The 18,056-nt window shown below is 42.0% G+C and carries 19 protein-coding genes and 3 pseudogenes; 11 read left to right on the top strand and 11 right to left on the bottom strand.

What is annotated here, in order from left to right; all coding sequences use genetic code 11:
• Positions 1-58: 58 nt before the first annotated feature.
• The 9 genes and pseudogenes from VZ94_RS30710 to VZ94_RS11595 all read right to left on the bottom strand — a co-directional run bounded on the left by VZ94_RS30710 (position 59) and on the right by VZ94_RS11595 (position 8,053).
• Positions 59-220 carry a secretin GspD/PilQ domain-containing protein gene (locus VZ94_RS30710; protein WP_275575216.1) on the bottom strand — a complete coding sequence of 54 codons (162 nt, stop codon included), beginning with the start codon at positions 218-220 and terminating at the stop codon, positions 59-61.
• A complete protein-coding gene (locus VZ94_RS30705) occupies positions 144-839 on the bottom strand; it encodes a secretin GspD/PilQ domain-containing protein (RefSeq protein ID WP_275575215.1) in 696 nt (231 codons plus the stop codon). The genes VZ94_RS30710 and VZ94_RS30705 overlap by 77 nt, the downstream gene beginning before the upstream one ends.
• A complete protein-coding gene (locus VZ94_RS11620; RefSeq protein ID WP_239649873.1) occupies positions 832-2,373 on the bottom strand; it encodes an AMIN domain-containing protein in 1,542 nt (513 codons plus the stop codon). The genes VZ94_RS30705 and VZ94_RS11620 overlap by 8 nt, the downstream gene beginning before the upstream one ends.
• Positions 2,374-2,387: 14 nt before the next feature.
• Positions 2,388-2,846 (bottom strand): pilus assembly protein PilP, encoded by a 459-nt coding sequence (locus tag VZ94_RS11615; protein WP_338040368.1) that lies wholly within the window; start codon positions 2,844-2,846, stop codon positions 2,388-2,390.
• Between the two features lie 92 nt (positions 2,847-2,938).
• Complete coding sequence (locus VZ94_RS11610; RefSeq protein ID WP_045779352.1) at positions 2,939-3,637, bottom strand: type IV pilus inner membrane component PilO; 699 nt, start codon at positions 3,635-3,637, stop codon at positions 2,939-2,941.
• A complete protein-coding gene (locus VZ94_RS32060; RefSeq protein WP_338040367.1) occupies positions 3,634-3,822 on the bottom strand; it encodes a PilN domain-containing protein in 189 nt (62 codons plus the stop codon). Before VZ94_RS32060 ends, VZ94_RS11610 begins: the two co-directional genes overlap by 4 nt.
• 40 nt (positions 3,823-3,862) lie before the next feature.
• A complete protein-coding gene (locus VZ94_RS32055; RefSeq protein WP_338040365.1) occupies positions 3,863-4,159 on the bottom strand; it encodes a PilN domain-containing protein in 297 nt (98 codons plus the stop codon).
• A gap of 72 nt (positions 4,160-4,231) precedes the next feature.
• Positions 4,232-5,294, bottom strand: a pseudogene (locus tag VZ94_RS11600) (pilus assembly protein PilM).
• A 332-nt stretch (positions 5,295-5,626) separates the two neighbouring features.
• Complete coding sequence (locus VZ94_RS11595) at positions 5,627-8,053, bottom strand: Rne/Rng family ribonuclease (RefSeq protein WP_082081586.1); 2,427 nt, start codon at positions 8,051-8,053, stop codon at positions 5,627-5,629.
• A 570-nt stretch (positions 8,054-8,623) separates the two neighbouring features.
• Between VZ94_RS11595 and rluC the strand changes: the two genes are divergently transcribed.
• From rluC to VZ94_RS11570, 6 genes and pseudogenes are all read left to right on the top strand, one after another.
• Positions 8,624-9,580 carry a 23S rRNA pseudouridine(955/2504/2580) synthase RluC gene (gene rluC, locus VZ94_RS11590; RefSeq protein WP_045779350.1) on the top strand — a complete coding sequence of 319 codons (957 nt, stop codon included), beginning with the start codon at positions 8,624-8,626 and terminating at the stop codon, positions 9,578-9,580.
• Position 9,581: 1 nt separating this feature from the next.
• Complete coding sequence (locus VZ94_RS11585; protein ID WP_338040363.1) at positions 9,582-10,196, top strand: HAD-IIIA family hydrolase; 615 nt, start codon at positions 9,582-9,584, stop codon at positions 10,194-10,196.
• A 58-nt stretch (positions 10,197-10,254) separates the two neighbouring features.
• A complete protein-coding gene (locus VZ94_RS32050; protein ID WP_338040362.1) occupies positions 10,255-10,860 on the top strand; it encodes a S49 family peptidase in 606 nt (201 codons plus the stop codon).
• A complete protein-coding gene (locus VZ94_RS32045) occupies positions 10,784-11,224 on the top strand; it encodes a S49 family peptidase (RefSeq protein ID WP_338040361.1) in 441 nt (146 codons plus the stop codon). Before VZ94_RS32050 ends, VZ94_RS32045 begins: the two co-directional genes overlap by 77 nt.
• A 15-nt stretch (positions 11,225-11,239) precedes the next feature.
• Positions 11,240-11,915: pseudogene (locus VZ94_RS11575) on the top strand (response regulator transcription factor).
• Positions 11,916-11,933: 18 nt separating this feature from the next.
• Positions 11,934-13,271, top strand: a complete 1,338-nt coding sequence (locus VZ94_RS11570) for an ATP-binding protein (RefSeq protein WP_045779349.1) — start codon at positions 11,934-11,936, stop codon at positions 13,269-13,271.
• Between the two features lie 271 nt (positions 13,272-13,542).
• On the opposite strand, the gene VZ94_RS32040 is transcribed toward VZ94_RS11570, so the two are convergent.
• On the bottom strand, positions 13,543-13,647 hold the full coding sequence (locus tag VZ94_RS32040; RefSeq protein WP_439097731.1) for a hypothetical protein: 105 nt from the start codon (positions 13,645-13,647) through the stop codon (positions 13,543-13,545).
• Between the two features lie 299 nt (positions 13,648-13,946).
• Here VZ94_RS32040 and VZ94_RS27015 point away from each other — a divergent pair, with 299 nt between their 5' ends.
• From VZ94_RS27015 to VZ94_RS11555, 5 genes are all read left to right on the top strand, one after another.
• Positions 13,947-14,447, top strand: coding sequence for a DUF8370 family protein (locus VZ94_RS27015; protein WP_204369124.1), 501 nt, complete (start codon positions 13,947-13,949; stop codon positions 14,445-14,447).
• 4 nt (positions 14,448-14,451) lie between these two features.
• Positions 14,452-14,856: a hypothetical protein gene (locus VZ94_RS27010; protein ID WP_204369123.1), complete on the top strand. Its 405-nt coding sequence runs from the start codon at positions 14,452-14,454 to the stop codon at positions 14,854-14,856.
• Positions 14,774-15,403, top strand: coding sequence for a DUF8371 domain-containing protein (locus VZ94_RS33485; protein WP_500684253.1), 630 nt, complete (start codon positions 14,774-14,776; stop codon positions 15,401-15,403). Before VZ94_RS27010 ends, VZ94_RS33485 begins: the two co-directional genes overlap by 83 nt.
• A 207-nt stretch (positions 15,404-15,610) precedes the next feature.
• Positions 15,611-16,021, top strand: a complete 411-nt coding sequence (locus tag VZ94_RS11560; protein ID WP_045779361.1) for a BLUF domain-containing protein — start codon at positions 15,611-15,613, stop codon at positions 16,019-16,021.
• A 96-nt stretch (positions 16,022-16,117) separates the two neighbouring features.
• Positions 16,118-16,672: a GNAT family N-acetyltransferase gene (locus VZ94_RS11555; RefSeq protein ID WP_045779348.1), complete on the top strand. Its 555-nt coding sequence runs from the start codon at positions 16,118-16,120 to the stop codon at positions 16,670-16,672.
• Here the strand turns inward: VZ94_RS11555 and nadA are convergent.
• Positions 16,661-17,751: pseudogene (nadA, locus tag VZ94_RS11550) on the bottom strand (quinolinate synthase NadA). The gene VZ94_RS11555 and the pseudogene nadA overlap by 12 nt on opposite strands.
• Positions 17,752-18,056: the final 305 nt, after the last annotated feature.

The raw sequence follows: 18,056 nt of genomic DNA, 5'->3' as shown, positions 1-18,056 counted from the left end.
TACCGTAACGGACATAAAAAAGCCCCCGCATAGCGAGGGCTTGTCTGATTAAAGCTAGTTATAATTCTTCGGCAGCATTTTTCATCACTTTAGGCGTTACAAAGATTAATAGCTCTTTTTTCTCATCGGTTGTCAGTGTATGTTTAAATAAAAAGCCTATACCCGGTAAATCTGCAAAAAACGGCACTTTTGTTAATAGTATTATCGTAAATACCTTCATAAATACCTCCTAATACCACCGTCTCGCCATCATTAACCCGTACATTGGTTCTGACATTTCGGGTATCAATACTAGGAATACCGTTGGTTACTGTACCGACTTCATCTTTAGAAATATACAAATCCATGATGATACTGCCGCTAGGTGTCACTTGGGGTGTGACATCTAATTGCAACACTGCATCGACGAATTGCACGTTAACACCGGTATTAGCACTAGACGCTTGGTAAGGTATTTGCACACCTTGTTTAATGCTGGCCTGGCAACGATCGGTGGTCATCACCCGAGGATTGGATACTAACTCACCACGGCCTTGGTCTTGTAGAGCCGATAATTCCAAATTTAACACGTAATCAGCGCCTCTGGCCAATGTCATACCTAATGCACCATAGGGATTTGACGATGTGCCTAAATCAACTAATGCCTCGTTTAATACATCGGTGCCGTCGATAGTACCTGGAGATGTCGTGCCGCCGGTTGTAGTACCCGATGCGGTACCGTTAACCCTACTTATAATTTCCCCTGATTTGACTGTCGCATTATTGCCCACGACACCAAAACGCACCCCTAATTCTTTGGCAAAATTACTGGTTGCGATAACAACCCGTGATTCAATCATCACTTGCCGCACTGGAATATCTAGTTTTGCAATTAATTTTTTTACATCTTCTAAAACGCTTAGCAGTTTCTCTAACAATGAGCGTGTTAGTCCTAGAGTCAACTACAGCTGAGCCACGCTCTGTCAACAACTTAAATCTATCATTAGCCGTTGAACCTGTCGTTCTTGAATTCGAGTTTTGATTATTGTTTTGGTTTTGATTAGTAAATTGATTATTTTGTTGGCTACCTGTAGATGCCGACGTACGGTTATTTCTAATACCGCAACTGCCAAATGCTCCTGTATCCATTCCATATAATAAATTTCTAAAATTCTCTGCTTTAGCGTAATTAATCTGTATGTATTCTGTGACTAAAGGATCTAATTGCTCAACAACGAGTTCGGTTTCTTTTTGTTTTTCTTTGTATTCTTTAATCTTACCTACCGGCGCCACTAGCGTAACATTACCTGTTTCGTATTTTTCCAAGCCTTTAGTCATCATGACAAAATCCAAGGCTTCATCCCAAGGCACATCATCTAATTTAAGCGTAATGGTACCTGTTACATCATCACCGGCTACCACATTTTGCCCAGTAAATTCAGCTAATATCGCAATCACGCTACGAATATCAATTTCTTGGAAATTTAGCGATAGGCGCTCACCGGTATATTTTTGTCTCGTTTTTTCCAAACTCTCTTTTTCAGCGCTGGACAACGGACGAAATTCTATCGTCAACAAGCCCTCGGATTGATAGAGCGAGTAATCATAAAAACTATTCTGCGTGACAACAGACAACTTGGTTTCACTACCTTTAGTCTCACTGTCGATATATTTAACTGGGGTAGCAAACTCAGACACATCTAAACGTTTAGACATGCTCACAGGTAAAATAGTATTTAAAAAACTAACCACAACTTTACCACTGTCTTCTTTAGTGTTGACGACTGTATTAGGATTGGCTAATGAAATTAATATCCTTCCCTCACCCTTTTCACCGCGTTTAAAATCAAAACCGCTAATGGTTTGTCTGGGCATTAAATCAGCCACATTTGAGCCAGTCATGGCCGCAGCATGAGGTTGTGGTTTTGTAGCAACGCTAGTTAACGGCTTTGCCGCAGCATTAGCCGCCCTATCAAGCGTTAATACGACTTTATTGCCTACTATATGCGTTTCAAAAGGTGCCGATTCTAATAAATTGACCACAACTCTTAAGCGCTCACCAGACTCTGCAATATAAATGTTACTGGCAACACCTTGGTTTACCGTGTACATTTTTTTAGGTAACCCATTTTTAACACCGACAAAATCTAACGCTATTCTAGCGGGATTTTCGGTATGGAAAACTTTTGGCGTAACGGGAGTACCGCTCATTGCCAATTCAACTTGTAGTTTTCCACCTGCAATCGATGCAACTTCTAAATTAGAAATAGCAAGCTCTGCCGCTTGAGTCGAAGCGCAATGGAAGATAAATAAAACCAGCCACAAGCCGCTGTAATTACACACTGTTCTAACCATGTTGTTTAATAACATGACGCCGCATTGTTTCGTTTTCATTCTTTATCCTCAATTCACTCTGTCAACAGTACTGTAGTTTGCTGCTCACGCCAAGTCCCCGGCTTATCAGGCAGAATTTCCATTAGTTCAATTTTATCCGTACTTATACGAATGATTTTTCCGAAATTTTTACCCATGTAATTACCCACATGAACACGGTGTACGGTGTTATCGCTAGCTTTTACCAAAGCCCATAAGGTAGATTTCATATCCACTGTGCCTACCATTTTCAATCCATCCAAAGGAAATGCCTCCAGCTCTTCCTTTCTACGATCAAAATCGGGCTTTAAACCGTTACCGGTAGTCGTCTCTGTGTTATCAGCTTGCTCTGGTTGTTCTACAGGCTTAAAAGGATCGCGCAGTTCATCTGGCTGAAATAAAAATGGCTCAACCATGGTTATTTCAGGCAACTTCTCTATCACGCCTTTGGGTCTAGCTTTTACGATATTTATATAATGTTTTAAATCAGACATATCATTATTAGCACAACCACCTAACAACAAGCATACAATTAGACCAATTAACTGAGTAGACTGGTCTGGCTGAATCGCAAATCTGCCATACCTCATTTGGTTTTCCCCTTGTTAAGTTGTTTAGCTCCTTTCGCACCTTTAGCATTCTTATCTTTATCAGGCGCCGGTGCCACACCTTCATTATACGTTTTAACAACAGCTTTCATTAACATAGAGCCCGGCTTAATATCCTTATCAGAGGTATTAGCTGTCTTAGTAACCGCTTTACCATTCTTGTCCATTGGTAAAATACTGACATCATGCACCGTAACAATCCGTGGCAAAGAAGCAACACCACTAATAAACAAGCCTAATTCTTCATATCGACCAATAACTTCAATATTAATCGGCAGTTCTGAATAGAAATCACGACGAATAGCCGCACCTGGCTTGAACAATCGAAATTCTAACCCACTTGCTAAACCGGTTTGGGAAATATCGGTTAATAAACTAGCAACTTCCTCTTTAGTCGGCATTTGCCGAATCATTTCGTATAGCTCGGCTTCTATTTGCGTAAGCTGATCTTGGTAGTCTTCTAAGTTAACGGCTTTTCTTTGCTTAGTCTCAAATGAATTTTTTAAATCATGTTCTTTTTTTTCTGATGCTTCTAAAACTTTAATCTGTTCTAAGGTATCGAAGTAAAAACCGGCGCCTAGCACAATGATGCCGACCAAACCAATAAAAACTACTTTTATAGGCTTTGGCCAAGTACCCGCAGCATTAAAATCCCAATTTATATCAGATAAATTCATGGTTTAGCTCCCGCCCCCGTGGGATTTTGACTTTGGGATTGTTGTTTATTTTTATTCCCTTGTTTAGCTTTTAAAATAAAGTCACTGGTTTCATCGGGATTATTCTTCTCCACCGTCTTAATCACATCTAACACCGGTGAATTCAGCCATTGAGAAGCCTCTATCGCTCTCATAAAAGCCGACACCCGCGCATTAGATTGCGACTTGCCTTCAAAGGTTAAATCTTCACCTATTTGTACAAATTTTTTTCAGATAAACACCATCTGGTGTAACTTTGGGAATTTCATCAAACAAATGCACAATTTCAGGCCGACTTTCTTGTAACCTTTGAATTAACTCTATCTTAGCCATTAATTTGCGCTTTTTCTCTTCAATGCTATTAATCGCAACAATTTTTTTATCTAAAATTGCAATTTCTGCTTCGAGCAATTTATTGCGCTCTTCTTGATAAGACCTTAGTGTCTCAATATACCCATGAACAACACCGATAATCAGCACGCCTGTTAATGCCGATAAGGCCATTGCATTGATAAAGTCCTTTTTTCTTTTGCTTTCTTAATTCCTCACGCCAAGGAAGTAAATTGATTCTTGCCATTAGTCAAAACTCCTTAACGCTAAACCACATGCAATCATTAACGCTGGCGCATCACTGCTTAAGGATTGAGGCTTAATTCTAGGTGACAACGTCATATTTACAAACGGATTAGCTACATAAACGGGGACGCCCAAACTCTTTTCGACCAACTGGTCAACCCCTGGTATCGATGCACAGCCACCGGCTAATACTACTCTATCGATACCTCGATTTGCGCTTGATGACACAAAAAACTGCAATGAGCGCTGTATTTGCTGCACCATTGCCCGTTTAAAAGGCTCCAAAACGTCTATCGTATAATTGTCAGGCAACCCGCCGTGGCGTTTCGCTAAACCTGCTTCCTCATAGGATAAGCCATAGCGACGTTGAATTTCTTCGGTAAGTTGCTTGCCACCAAAACCTTGCTCGCGCGTATAAACACTGTGACCATCGTGCAATACGTTTAACGTCGTCATCGTCGCGCCCATATCAACAATAGCAACAGTTTGTCCTTCAGCGCCATCCGCAAATTGACTCGTCAGCAAGGTAAATGCATTTTCCATTGCAAAAGCTTCTACATCGACGATTTTCGCTATCAAACCCGCTTTTTGTAACGCCTCTACTCGATTTTCGACATTTTCTCTTCTCGACGCCGCGAGTAAAACATCGACCATCTCTGGGTTATTTTCGTTAACGCCTTGAACTTCAAAATCAAAATTAACCTCGTCCAATGAATAGGGCACGTATTGATCGGCTTCAATCATAATTTGCTCTTCCATTTCACTGTCGTTTAGCGAAGCATCCATAGTAATGATTTTAGTCATTACCGCTGAGCCTGATACGGCGACAGTTGCTTGCTTCAGCTTAGAGCCAGACTGTTTTAACGCAATCTTAATACTGTCTGCTATCAGATTAACATTGGTAATATTTTTATCGATAACCGCATCTTTAGGCAAAGGGGCAACCGCATAACTCTCAACTCTATAGCGCGCCCCTTGCCTACTCAGCTCTAGCATCTTGACGGCCGCCGTACTGATATCAATGCTAAGCACAGCATTTTTGTTTACGATTAAACAAGCTCATAATCTACCTATAAAACGTGATCTTTCATCCGTACTTACACACTATCAAAACGCCCAACAACCCGTATCAAATACATACGCTTACCGAACAACCACTTTCACTCATTAGTCTGACGAGTACGGTTTATTTCGTAAGCGCTTTTAATCAAACAAGTAATAACCGCAACACGAAAGTCCTTACGCAGCAAGTATAGTAGTGTTTTTCAACCCTGCTAAAAATTATTCATTTTGTGGGCCATTATCGTCAGTGCCGAAATGACAATACTCTTAGTGACTGTCAGCTTAAGCTGACAGTCAAAACGCAAAACCTATAGTAACCCTCAAACCGAAGCATTAACCCGTTTCAGAATCAGAAGCGCGAAATGCGCTAGCATCGGGTATATTGTCTACCACTCTTGCGTGCTGTTCGCTTGAACGCTCAGCATGATTTTCAGCCTTGCTATACCCACTCACATCAGAAACAATAACCGGCAAATATGCGGGATTAAAATCACGACTAGCCGTATTTTCTTGATTTACCGGCTGCTTAAACTCTTGTGCAGGAACGTTATGCTCGGTATCAGCGCTAATCCCCTCTTTAGCTACGAAGCCAGAATTATCAAGTGCAGCTGTATCGTTGCTTGAGTTATGTTTTTTGTAATTGGAATTACGCGATCTACGACGATTAGGTCCACGTCTGGATGAAGATTTTTTAGACGAGGTTTTTGCCGCTTCGTCGCTAGCAGTAGAGCCATTGTCGGTGGTCATTGAAACCACATCCTCTGCAGTGTTTTCAACACGCTCTATTTCTGCTTTGTCTGTATGCAACGGCAAGTTGGGCCTAACGTTACGCCCAGAAACTTTAGACGGCCTGGCCTCTAATACCTGCTCTGAATTTTGTACTGACTCTGCCGCTGCTGTTGATTGCTGACTATCTCGCTCACGTGAGTAGTTTTTATTCCTATGGTTGCTGCGTTTGCGGTTTTGGTAGCTTCGACTTTTTGAGTTCTGATAATAATCATCTGAGGTTTGTTTTACCGGTGGCTCTTGAGCAGCCTCCGTGCTAACGTCGCCATTATCAGTGTCAACCGTCGTTAACGAAGTCACTAATTTAGTCCAAAACCGCTTAATTAAACTTGCCGCCTCGTTTTTATTCGGCAGCGGCTCAGGCCGTTCTGGTAAAAATTCTTTGATTGCGGCTTGTTCAATTTTTGGTTTTACATGTTGTGCAAATTCTGGAACAGCAATGTCCTCAGTTTTAATTTGCATATAACTTGGCTTCTCGTCACTAGCGGTTTCTTTTTCTTTAATACGCTCAATTTCATACGCCGGTGTTTCTAAGTGCTTGCTGGGCAGCACAATAATACCCACTTTGAGTCGGCTTTCGATTTGCTCAATAGCACTACGTTTTTCGTTTAATAAAAAAAACGCCGCACATTCAATAGGAAGATGCGCAATGACTTTTTCGGTCGATTTTTTCATTGCCTCTTCTTCAATCAACCTTAATACCGATAATGCGACGGATTCGACATTGCGTATCGTGCCTTGCCCTTTACAGCGCGGGCAGGTAATCTGCGTTGAATCGCCTAAAGACGGGCGCATACGCTGTCTGGACATTTCCAATAAACCAAACCGTGAAATTTTGCCCGTTTGGATTCTGGCTCTATCCATTTTCAAGGCTTCGCGTAAATGGTTTTCTACTAAGCGTTGATTTTTGCTGGACATCATATCGATAAAGTCGATGACAAATAATCCGCCTAAGTCGCGTAATCGTAGCTGTCTAGCAATTTCATCCACGGCTTCAAGATTAGTATTTAACGCCGTTTCTTCAATATCACTGCCTTTAGTCGCGCGCGCCGAGTTTATATCAATAGACGTTAATGCTTCGGTATGGTCGATGACAATAGAGCCACCCGATGGTAGCGACACTTCCCGCCCATAAGCCACTTCAATTTGCGACTCGATTTGATAGCGATTAAATAATGGCACTTGATCTTGGTAAAGCTTAGCTTTAGGCAAGAAATGGGGCATGACTTGTTTTAAGAAATTTTGTACTAGCGCAAACGACTCTTGATTATCGATTAAAATTTCATCTATATCGCCGCGTAAATGGTCGCGTAACGCACGAATAATGACATTACTTTCTTGAAACACTAAAAACGGCGCAACTTGTTCTTGGGCAGAACGCTCTATCGCCTCCCAGAGCTGCATTAAATAATTTAAATCCCATTGCAGCTCTTCGGCATTTTTGCCACAACCGGCGGTGCGTACAATTAAACCCATGTTTTCAGGTATTTCTAGCGAAGCCATGACTTCTCTTAGCTCGGTGCGCGTTTCACCTTCTATGCGCCGCGAAATACCACCAGCTTTAGGGTTATTTGGCATTAATACTAAGTAAGTACCTGCTAAGCTAATGTAGGTGGTTAATGCTGCACCTTTATTACCGCGCTCCTCTTTCTCGATTTGCACGACAATTTCTTGACCTTCTTTTATAGTATCTTTAATGCTGGGTCGCCGACCATCGTTACTGGTATTGTCAGCAGGTTGTCTATAAGCAGGAGAAATTTCTTTAAATGGCAAAAAACCATGTTTTTCCGCACCGTAATTAACGAAGGCAGCTTCTAAACTAGGTTCGACACGCGTGATAACACCTTTATAAATATTTGATTTCTTTTGTTCTTTTGAAGGGACTTCGATGTCAAAATCATAGAGTTTTTGACCGTCTACCAAAGCGACTCGCAGCTCTTCCGCCTGCGTAGCATTGATAAGCATTCTTTTCATTTTGTATCCTTGTAATGTCCTGCTCCATTGCCAGATGTAATGATAGGACAGGTTCGGCTTAAGATAGGGGCAAACCCTGCATACGTTTAGCCTTCCTTGAAGCGCTTGAAAACATATGTATGTTCTTGTTATGGAACCTTAGCCCAGCCGAGTTAATGCAATACCTGTCTTTCTGATTGTCTGATTAAACAGGAATAAAATAAGCGCACATCTAGGGTTGTGCGACACACCCGAATTATTTGGTTGAACCTAGCTTTTTGTTCCGATCTGCTGGGCAACATTGAGTGAATGCTCTCGTTTAGGTAATTATTCAGACCTCTGATATTTTTAGCCTCGATGACAACAAACAACCACTATCGAGCATACCAAAAAAAATGGGGTGGGGATCTGAATAGTTACTCATTAAGATAGTTCCATTCGGGTTTCCGATTAGGAGCTCTTAAAGGAGCTGTTTTAGCTTGTTCCTCGCTTAAAACTCAAGAGCATAGTATGTTTTTAGCTAAAACATGCTTAATATAACAACCTTAACGCTGCACATCAAACTAAAACGAGATAACGTATCCGGCTGCTATGAGTATAGAAGAACAACGCTTAAAAACCCAAGTTGAGTTAGTGGAAATTACCGAAGCTTACGATGATCAACGCTTAGATAATTTCCTGATTACACGCTTGAAAGGAGTGCCTAAAAGTCGTATTTACCGGATTGTGCGTAAAGGCGAAGTCAGAGTCAACAAAAGTCGCGTTGATGCCAAATATCGCCTTTGCATAGGCGACATCGTGCGTATCCCTCCGATTAGAATGGCTGAGGTTGAACAACCTACTGTAGTTTCACATCATTTACAACATAAACTAGACGCCGCTATCTTATATGAAGATGACGGTTTAATTGTGTTAAACAAACCGGCTGGCTTTGCTGTACATGGCGGCAGCGGAATGAATGGCGGTATTATCGAAGCCTTAAGGCAATTAAGACCTGACGCCCACTTCCTTGAATTAATTCACCGCCTAGATAAAGACACGTCAGGTTGTTTATTAATCGCCAAAAAACGTAGCGCATTACGGCAATTGCATGAGTTATTTCGCGAAGATAGGGTGCAAAAAACCTATCTCGCATTACTCGCCGGACGTTGGGCTAAAACTAAACAAACCGTTAACGCGCCGCTACAAAAAAATATCCGTCAAAGCGGCGAACGTATGGTTATGATTAGCGCAACTGGTAAAGAGGCTGAAACCGTCTTCACTCGAATAAAGCTGTATCAGGCTGCCACTCTCGTGGAAGCCGCACCGAAAACCGGCCGCACCCATCAAATCCGTGTCCATGCTAAAAGTTTAGGTCATCCCATCATTGGCGATGAGCGTTATGGTATTGAAGACGTCAACAAACAGTTCAGAAGCAAAGGCTATCATCGGATGTTTTTACATGCGGCAACCTTAACTTTTCAACATCCGGTAACGGGAAAGTCTATGACTATTTCTGCACCGCTACCGGAACAGTTACAACAGTTACTTAACAACGAAGCGTTATAACATGAACATAATAATGAGAGAGGCAATTGATTTAATCATCTTCGACTGGGACGGCACACTGATTGATTCAATAGACTGGATTACCCATTGCTTGCAAAATGCCGCACGACAGTATGGCTGCCATATACCGGAACGGCAAGCCGCCAAAGATGTCATCGGTTTAAGCATCGATAAAGCCATGCATAAACTTTTTTTTCCAGAAGCCGATAGCGAAAAATTGGAACGATTAGTGAGTTATTACAGTCATGAATACTTTTCTAAACCACCGTCACGTGAGGATTTATTTGAAGGCGTATACGATATGTTGGTGCAGTTAAAAAATACAGGCTATCAACTGGCTGTTGCCACAGGTAAAACCCGTCTGGGTTTAAATGAAGCCTTAGCCGGCACTGGCACTGCTGAGCTATTCTGCACCACACGGTGTTCCGATGAAACCGCATCTAAACCCAATCCAAAAATGCTCAATGAAATCCTTGCCCACACCAATATCCCTAAAGAACGCACTTTAATGGTAGGCGACTCCGCTCATGACTTACAAATGGCGATGAATGCAGAAATCGCGTCGATTGCTGTTGCTTGCGGAGCGCATAGTCAAGACTTTTTTACAGCAATTTAATCCGTTATTGTGCTTACAACAACCGACTGAATTATTACATTACTTACAAAACTAACTTATGGCTGAACAAAATTTAAATGGAAACAAACCTGGCTGGGAACGCGAAACGCTGGAAAAATTAGCGTTTGCCGCCTTAACCGAACAAAAAACCGCTAGACGCTGGAATTTAATTTTTAAATTCGCAATGCTGGCGTACTTAATCCTATTACTCGGTGTTGCTGTTTACCCTAAATTGAACAAAAACTTTGTCTCCAGTGATGGCCAACATACCGCTGTCATTAACGTAGTTGGCATGATTGCCGAAGGCAAAGACTCTAATGCCTCAGATTTAATCGAAAGCCTACGCAATGCCGCTAAAGACAAAAATACTAAAGGCATTATTCTGCATGCTAATTCACCTGGCGGTAGCCCTGTGCAATCGGCGTATGTCTATGACGAAATACGCGCACTCAAAAAGCAACACCCTAACCTGCCTATATACACCGTAGTCAGCGACATTTGTGCGTCAGGTTGTTATTACATTGCCGCCGCTAGCGACAAAAATCTTTGTCAGCCAAGCCAGTATCATAGGCTCTATCGGCGTATTAATGGACGGCTTCGGTTATACCAACGGTATGCAAAAGCTAGGCATAGAACGCCGTTTGTTAACCGCTGGCAGCCATAAAGCCATGTTAGACCCGTTCTCGCCCCCTAAAGTTGATGAAACCAAATATATGCAAGGCTTATTAGACGAAGTACATCAACAATTTATTGGCGCAGTAAAAGCGGGTCGCGGTAACCGTTTACACGATGACCCGGATTTATTTTCCGGCTTAGTATGGACCGGTGAGCGTAGCCTAAAACTAGGCATCGCTGACGAGTATGGTAATGATGACTCGGTAGCTAAAAACATCATCGGTGCGGAAAAATTAGTTGATTTCACGAAACAAGAGCAACTCATAGAGCGTCTTGCCGGAAAATTAGGCGAATCTATAGGCTTTGCGTTTGACAGCGTGTTTAAAAATTATTTTTCCCAATCCTTACGATAAAACCAGGAACAGCGTATGCGAATTTTAGTGGTTGAAGACGAACTCACGTTATGTGAACAAATTCGGCATTACTTTGCTGATAAAGGCTATGCGGTTGATACGGCCCATAACGGAACGGACGGGCTTTACATGGGCAAAGAATACCCTATCGATGTTGCGATTATCGACTTAGGACTACCTGATTTTTCGGGTATAGAGCTGATTAAAAAACTGCGTAAAAACAAAATCACCGTGCCGATTTTAATCTTAACCGCGAGAAACCGCTGGCAAGAAAAAAGTCGAAGGTTTAGAAGCCGGTGCCGACGATTATTTAGTTAAACCGTTTCATTACGAAGAATTACTTGCACGTATTAACGCGCTCATCCGGCGCTCAGCGGGCGTTGCGCATCCTGTACTCAGCCACGACAATATTGAACTCGATACCTTAGCTCAAGAAGTCATGGTATCGGGTGAAAAACTAGAGTTAACCGCTTATGAATACAAAGTCTTAGAATATTTAATGCTAAGAAAAGGCGAATTAATTTCTAAAACTGTATTAACCGCACATATTTACGATGAAGACTTCGACCGCGACAGCAATGTCATTGAAGTGTTTATTGGTCGGTTGCGGAAAAAACTCGATCCGGACGGTACGCGCAAACCGATAGAAACCTTACGCGGTCGTGGCTATAGAATCCCGGCCGACAGCTAACCCATCAGCTCTCTATCCGTGCGTAATCAATCACTAAGCTCCCGTCTTATTCTTGCTGAAGGTCTTGTTTTAGCGTTGTTTTTTATTTTAGTCGCGTTATTACTGGAACAAGGCTTCCGCGATAGCGCGGAAAAAGCGCTACAAGAACGTCTGCAAATCCAGATTTATTCATTATTATCGGCGGCTGAAATGGATGAAAGCGGCGATTTAACCATGCCGCCTACGCTACCCGAAGAACGATTTGAAATTCCCGGCTCTGGTCTCTATGGTTTCATCCATCAAGGCCACAAAAAACTTATTTGGCGCTCGCCTTCAGCGATAGGGCTTGATGCTGACGTGCCGAAAGCAATCAAGCCAGGCGATTTTATTTTTAACTTCAGTAAGCAATCACGTTATTCGTTGCACTACGACATAGTCTGGCAAAATTTAAAAGGTGTTGAGCGCGACTATGTGATTACCGTTGAAGAAGACACGCGCTTTGTCAGCGAGCAAGTCGAACAACTGCAAAAAACCTTGCGCTTAGGCCTAGTCATCATCACCATCATTTTGATTTTAATACAAGTCACGGTTTTACGTTGGGGATTAAGTCCACTGCGCAGGATTGCGAAAGACCTAGAAGCCGTCGAACAAGGCCATAAAACCCATTTAGACGGTCAATATCCGCCTGAATTACAAGGCCTAGTCGGTAATTTAAACGTTTTCATTAACATGGAACGCGCGCATTTAGAACGCTACCGCAATAACTTAGCCGATTTAGCACACAGTTTAAAAACACCGCTGGCGATATTGCGCGGTTGCATAGAATCGTTTAACCCTAATACGGTGCAAGAACAAATCGCGCGCATGGATGAAATTGTCGAATACCAATTACACCGAGCCGCCGCAAAAGGTGAGCAAAAAGGTATTAAAACCGTAGACCTAGTCGAAACAGTCAATAAAATTGCAGCCACGTTAAACAAAGTCTATGTCGAAAAAAACATAGTGTTCCAACTACAACTTCCCGATACATGCTTACTATATTGCGAACAAGGCGATTTATACGAAATTGTCGGCAACTTAATGGATAATGCCTGTAAATGGTGCCAACATAACGTTAAAGTGACGGTCAGCTTAAAACCCCGCAAAGCAAGGCGTGACTTCACCGCCTTGCTCGAAATCGAAGACGATGGCCCAGGTATTCCGGTTGGCAAATTCAACGACATATTAAAACGTGGTGTACGTGCCGATGAAAACATACACGGTCACGGCATAGGCGTCACCGTTGTTTTTGAGTTAATCAACTTATTAGGCGGTAAATTAGAAGGGGGTAAAAGCCAAAGCTTAGGGGGTATGCGGTGGAGTATTTATTTTCCATAATCTAAGCAGTGGTGGTGTTACGGCTGTTAAACCGCTTCCAACTAGAAATCCATAGTTTTGCACACACCCGCCATTCCGGCATGGATTGCCGGAATCCAGTGCCATGGATGGCACTCCCCAAGCACATCCCTGTGTTCTAGATCTCGGCAATCCCTAAAGTAGATTCGCAATTAAGCCATACAAGCCGGTAATGCGCAGAAACACCGCTCGTACTTCATTACGCGTTAACTACGGGCAAAACGTTGGGATGGCTTAGCCCGTACAACTTTGTCTAACCAAGGTAGCTCAATGCCAAATACCTCACGATATAAAACGACAACACATGGCAGTTAACCGCTAAGTCTGTTAAAAACTGCTCAATCTCAGCGGCGCCCAATTCATTAGGATGGCACTTACCGTGGAATAAAATAAAGCGCTTAATCTATTGCAGATAAGCGTCTTTAGTACTAATACTGCAATACTTCACACCCAACCAATCACGCACCTGATCAAGCAACTTAGGAAGGGGAATTTATAGATGTATAACTCAATACTAACAAAAAGATTGCTAACGACTGGGTTGTATATTAATATCCTTAAAAAACAATAAACACGAATCGGGAAACACACCGATTTGTGTGTGATCCGTGGCACCTAAAAAAGGGGGCTACTTTACGTTGAGTATTAAGGAAACAAATGAGCATAAAATTACTATTCTCAGAATATTTCGAAATTGATGGGGATGTGCTAGATGCTTATGGAGCCCTTAATATCTGCATTGATGCGGACTTACCATTATTCATAGACCCATTTTTATTATTTTCCTCGGAAAAACCAGAGTACACCGAATTACACGATCAAATCGTAAATCACTTAATTGCCCTCAAAGAACTTGCCACTAATAATCCAAGTGTTGACGCTAGATTATTTCAGTTTCCAGAGGTGAAACAAAATTGGCTAGGCTTATGTAAATGGGGGAATGTTGGAAAAGGATTAGGGCCACAATTTGCCGGCAATTTGATTAAAGCATTTAATGGATTTTATTCAAATTTTGGCAATGAAACTATTTCATCCTCAGCCCATATAGAAAAACTAACATTAGTTGGCGCCGGAATTGGCCGCGACTTTATAAGTGATTTCACAACCAACATCATGCTTGAGTTTCTTTTGGAGTATACACAAAAATTTTGCACTTAAATATTTGAGAGAAGATCAAAGAAAAGAATTTTCAGTAAGGTGCAAATTTAATAATGAATTAATGGCTTGGTTGCCAAGGTCTTTTGTTCTTCCATACTTCTATTTAGAAAATGGTGATTACATTCTCTTAACCCCTTTAGACATACTAACTAAAGATGAGGCCTTTATTTGTCACAGTGATCTAAGAAGTCAATTTAGAAGAATAACTAATGCCTTAGAAAACTCATCACTTCGTGATGCAATTAATCACTATTTCCAAAAAAGACTGCCGAAACAACCCAAACAAAAAGATATAGAGAGAGCTATCGGCGAAACTATAAAAGAGTATCCTGAAATATTGGATTACTACATCAAACACAAAGAGAATACGAAAGACAAAGCGGCTAAAATTTCTGCCGAAAAAAATTGAAATAATTAAAACAGAGCTAATTTCAACCCTTGCGGAATTTTGTGAAAGAGTATCAGGGAGCAGTAATTTTTTCGGTATAAAGCCGACGAGTTATGAAGCAGCTCTTAAACGCGCCCACTATTTAAAGGATGTCATTGAAAATAATGATGGCTACAGAATTTTTTACAAGAAAGGTAAAGCAATAGCATCTGAAGAAACAATTCAGAGAATATTTAAACTAACATGGTTCGCAACTCCTTATGACGTTAATTCCGAAGTAAATAATGGAAGAGGCCCAGCAGATTATAAAATATCATACGGAGAGCGAGATTCTACAATCGTAGAATTCAAACTTGCAGCTTCTACTTCATTAAAGAGAAATCTGTTGAACCAAACAGAGATATATAAAAAAGCATCAAAATCAATAAGTGATATAAAGGTTATCTTGTGTTATACGAAAGCTGAGATAATTAAAGTAAGTCGCATTCTTAAAAGTATAGATCAGGAAGGCGCAGAAAATATTGTAATTATTGATGCCACAAACAAGCTTTCTGCATCAATGATATGAGTTTGTTTTTCGTCACATAGAGGGACCAACCAACTCATAAGGCGTATAGATGTAAGGTGGATTCGCCGATAGGCAATCCGCCCTCGGGGTACACCGATGGCGGTTTGCTGTCGCGAAACCGCCCTACGCCTATGTTATTATTCACGCTGACGCGATAAGGTGTGTCAAGATTAAATAAAGTCTACATTTGATTGCGGGTATTTGAATATGATTAGAATGCTTTATTTAAGCCAAGCTGCAATCGGAATTACTAAAGAGCAAGTAAAAAACATTTTAGAGGTTTCTCAACGGAATAACACACGGTTAGGTGTTACCGGTGTTCTTGTTCATGGTGGAAATTTATTTGTCCAAGTGCTAGAAGGACCCGAAACAACAGTGCTTAAGCAGTATGTCAAGATCATAGATGACCGAAGACACAGTGATTGCCGAATAATCCATATATCCCCCGCAAACGAACGCATGTTTCAAAATTGGTCAATGGGCAATATCGAATCCGATCCATTAGAGTTTCAGCATGTGCGAGGATTGCTTACACATCGCCTAGAGTCGGTGAACTCAAAAGAGTTTGCGGCTACAATGCGAGAATTTCTTAAGGTATTAAATTCCAACCCACAGTAGTAATTTCTGGGCTTTGATATAACTGGGTCAACGGGGTTAGACTTCCAAGTGACTTGTAAGTAAAAATCCAGATTTACCTTACTAACAACCAAAGCCATGACAACTATCATAGAACTGGAAACCGAACGCTTGTATTTGCGTCAATGGCAAGCAAGCGACTTTAAACCGTTTGCTGAGCTCAATGCTGACGCTAGCGTCATGGCATATTTTCCTAATCGTTTAACGCACGTCGAGAGCGACGCTATGGCTATGCGTTGCCAAGCCTTAATCGCGGAACGAGGTTGGGGTTTTTGGGCGGTAGAATTAAAAGCGGCACACGACTTCATAGGCTTTGTAGGTTTGCACATACCTTCAGCTAATCTGCCTTTTTCGCCTTGTGTAGAGATTGGCTGGCGCCTAGCCGTCCGGTATTGGCGGCAAGGCTATGCCACCGAAGCGGCACAAGCGGCGTTGACCGTGGGTTTTCAGCGCTTGAACTTGCCGGAAATCGTTGCCTTCACTGCGCTGCATAACACACGCTCACGCGCAGTCATGCAGCGCTTGGGGATGATAGAGCAACCAACAACCTTTCTCCATCCTGACCTTAATCCTACTCATGTCTTAGCCGAACATTGTTGGTTTAAGCTGAGTAACCCAAACCTAACTCACTAACAACATATTATCCAACGCACGCTTAGCTAATAATGCTTCTTGTTCAGGTACTTGAATTTGATTAATGACATAACCTTGAACCAGATTCTCCAACACCCACGCTAAATGCTGAGGATCGGTTCTAAACATGGTCGAACACATGCACAACATAGGCGACATAAAATGAACATGCTTGCCTTGTGCTTTACACTCTTCGTTTAAGCGATTCACCATGTTTAACTCAGTTGCCACCAACCAACGCGTATTAGGCTCGGCGGCTCTAATCGTGCTTAAAATATACTCAGTAGAACCGACATAATCGGCTTTTTTGACACACCTCAAAACACGCTTCAGGATGGGCAATAACAATAGTTTCCGGATGGCGGGTTAAAAAATTATCAATTTGCTCTGGTTTAAACATCTGATGCACTGAACAAAAACCATTCCATAAAATAATTTTGGCGTCTTTGATTTGTTCATCGGTTAAACCACCTTTAGGCTTAGTAAAATCCCAGGTTACCATCTGCTCTAACGGAATACCCATACGAAAACCGGTATTACGCCCTAAATGTTGATCGGGGAAAAACAGCACTTTTTTCGCGTTTAGCAAAACTCCATTGCAGAATTTTTTGTGCATTCGACGAGGTACAAACAATCCCGTCATGACGACCGCAAAACGCTTTTAAATCGGCAGAGGAATTAATATACGTCACTGGCGTCACGGTATTGTCAGCATCAATCACCTCGGACAACTCGGCCCAGCATTGTCTCACCTTATGCAAATTAGCCATATCGGCCATAGAACAGCCCGCTGCTAAATCAGGCAAAATCGCCACTTGCTCAGGGCGCGACAAAATATCCGCCACTTCTGCCATAAAATGCACACCGCAAAACACAATATACTCTGCCGCAGATTGTGCCGCATTACGCGACAATTTTAGCGAATCACCGGTAAAATCAGCATGTTTAAACACCTCATCACGTTGATAATGATGGCCTAAAATCACACAGCGCTCACCTAATTCGGCTTTGGCAGCGACAATACGCGCATCGCATTCATCATCTTCTAGTAACGCATAGTCTTGAAACGGTAACGACATAAACACCTTAAGAAAAAAAGTAACCGGTGCATTGTAAGAGTTTCGGTTACTAATTTCTATACTGAAGTAATAAAGCTGAAAGTATTTAAAATCAGGGTGTTAATAGAGCTGGCATCATCGCCTAAATCAGCGCCTTGAAAATAACCGGCTACCAACTTAAGTAGGGCCAGGACATTCAGAGCGCATAACGCCAGGGATGGCGTGTAGTAGGGCAACGCAGGAGCAGTTGCCGAGGACGCCGTAAATACATCCCTGTAGGCTTGGCGGCAGCATCCCTGCTGCCAACACCTGCTCTCTAAACGTCC

Source organism: Methylocucumis oryzae, from assembly GCF_000963695.1.
GTDB classification, from domain to species: domain Bacteria; phylum Pseudomonadota; class Gammaproteobacteria; order Methylococcales; family Methylomonadaceae; genus Methylovulum; species Methylovulum oryzae.
The sequence above is the reverse complement of the archived record's forward strand: the minus strand, read 5'-3'. Positions and strand labels throughout refer to the sequence as shown.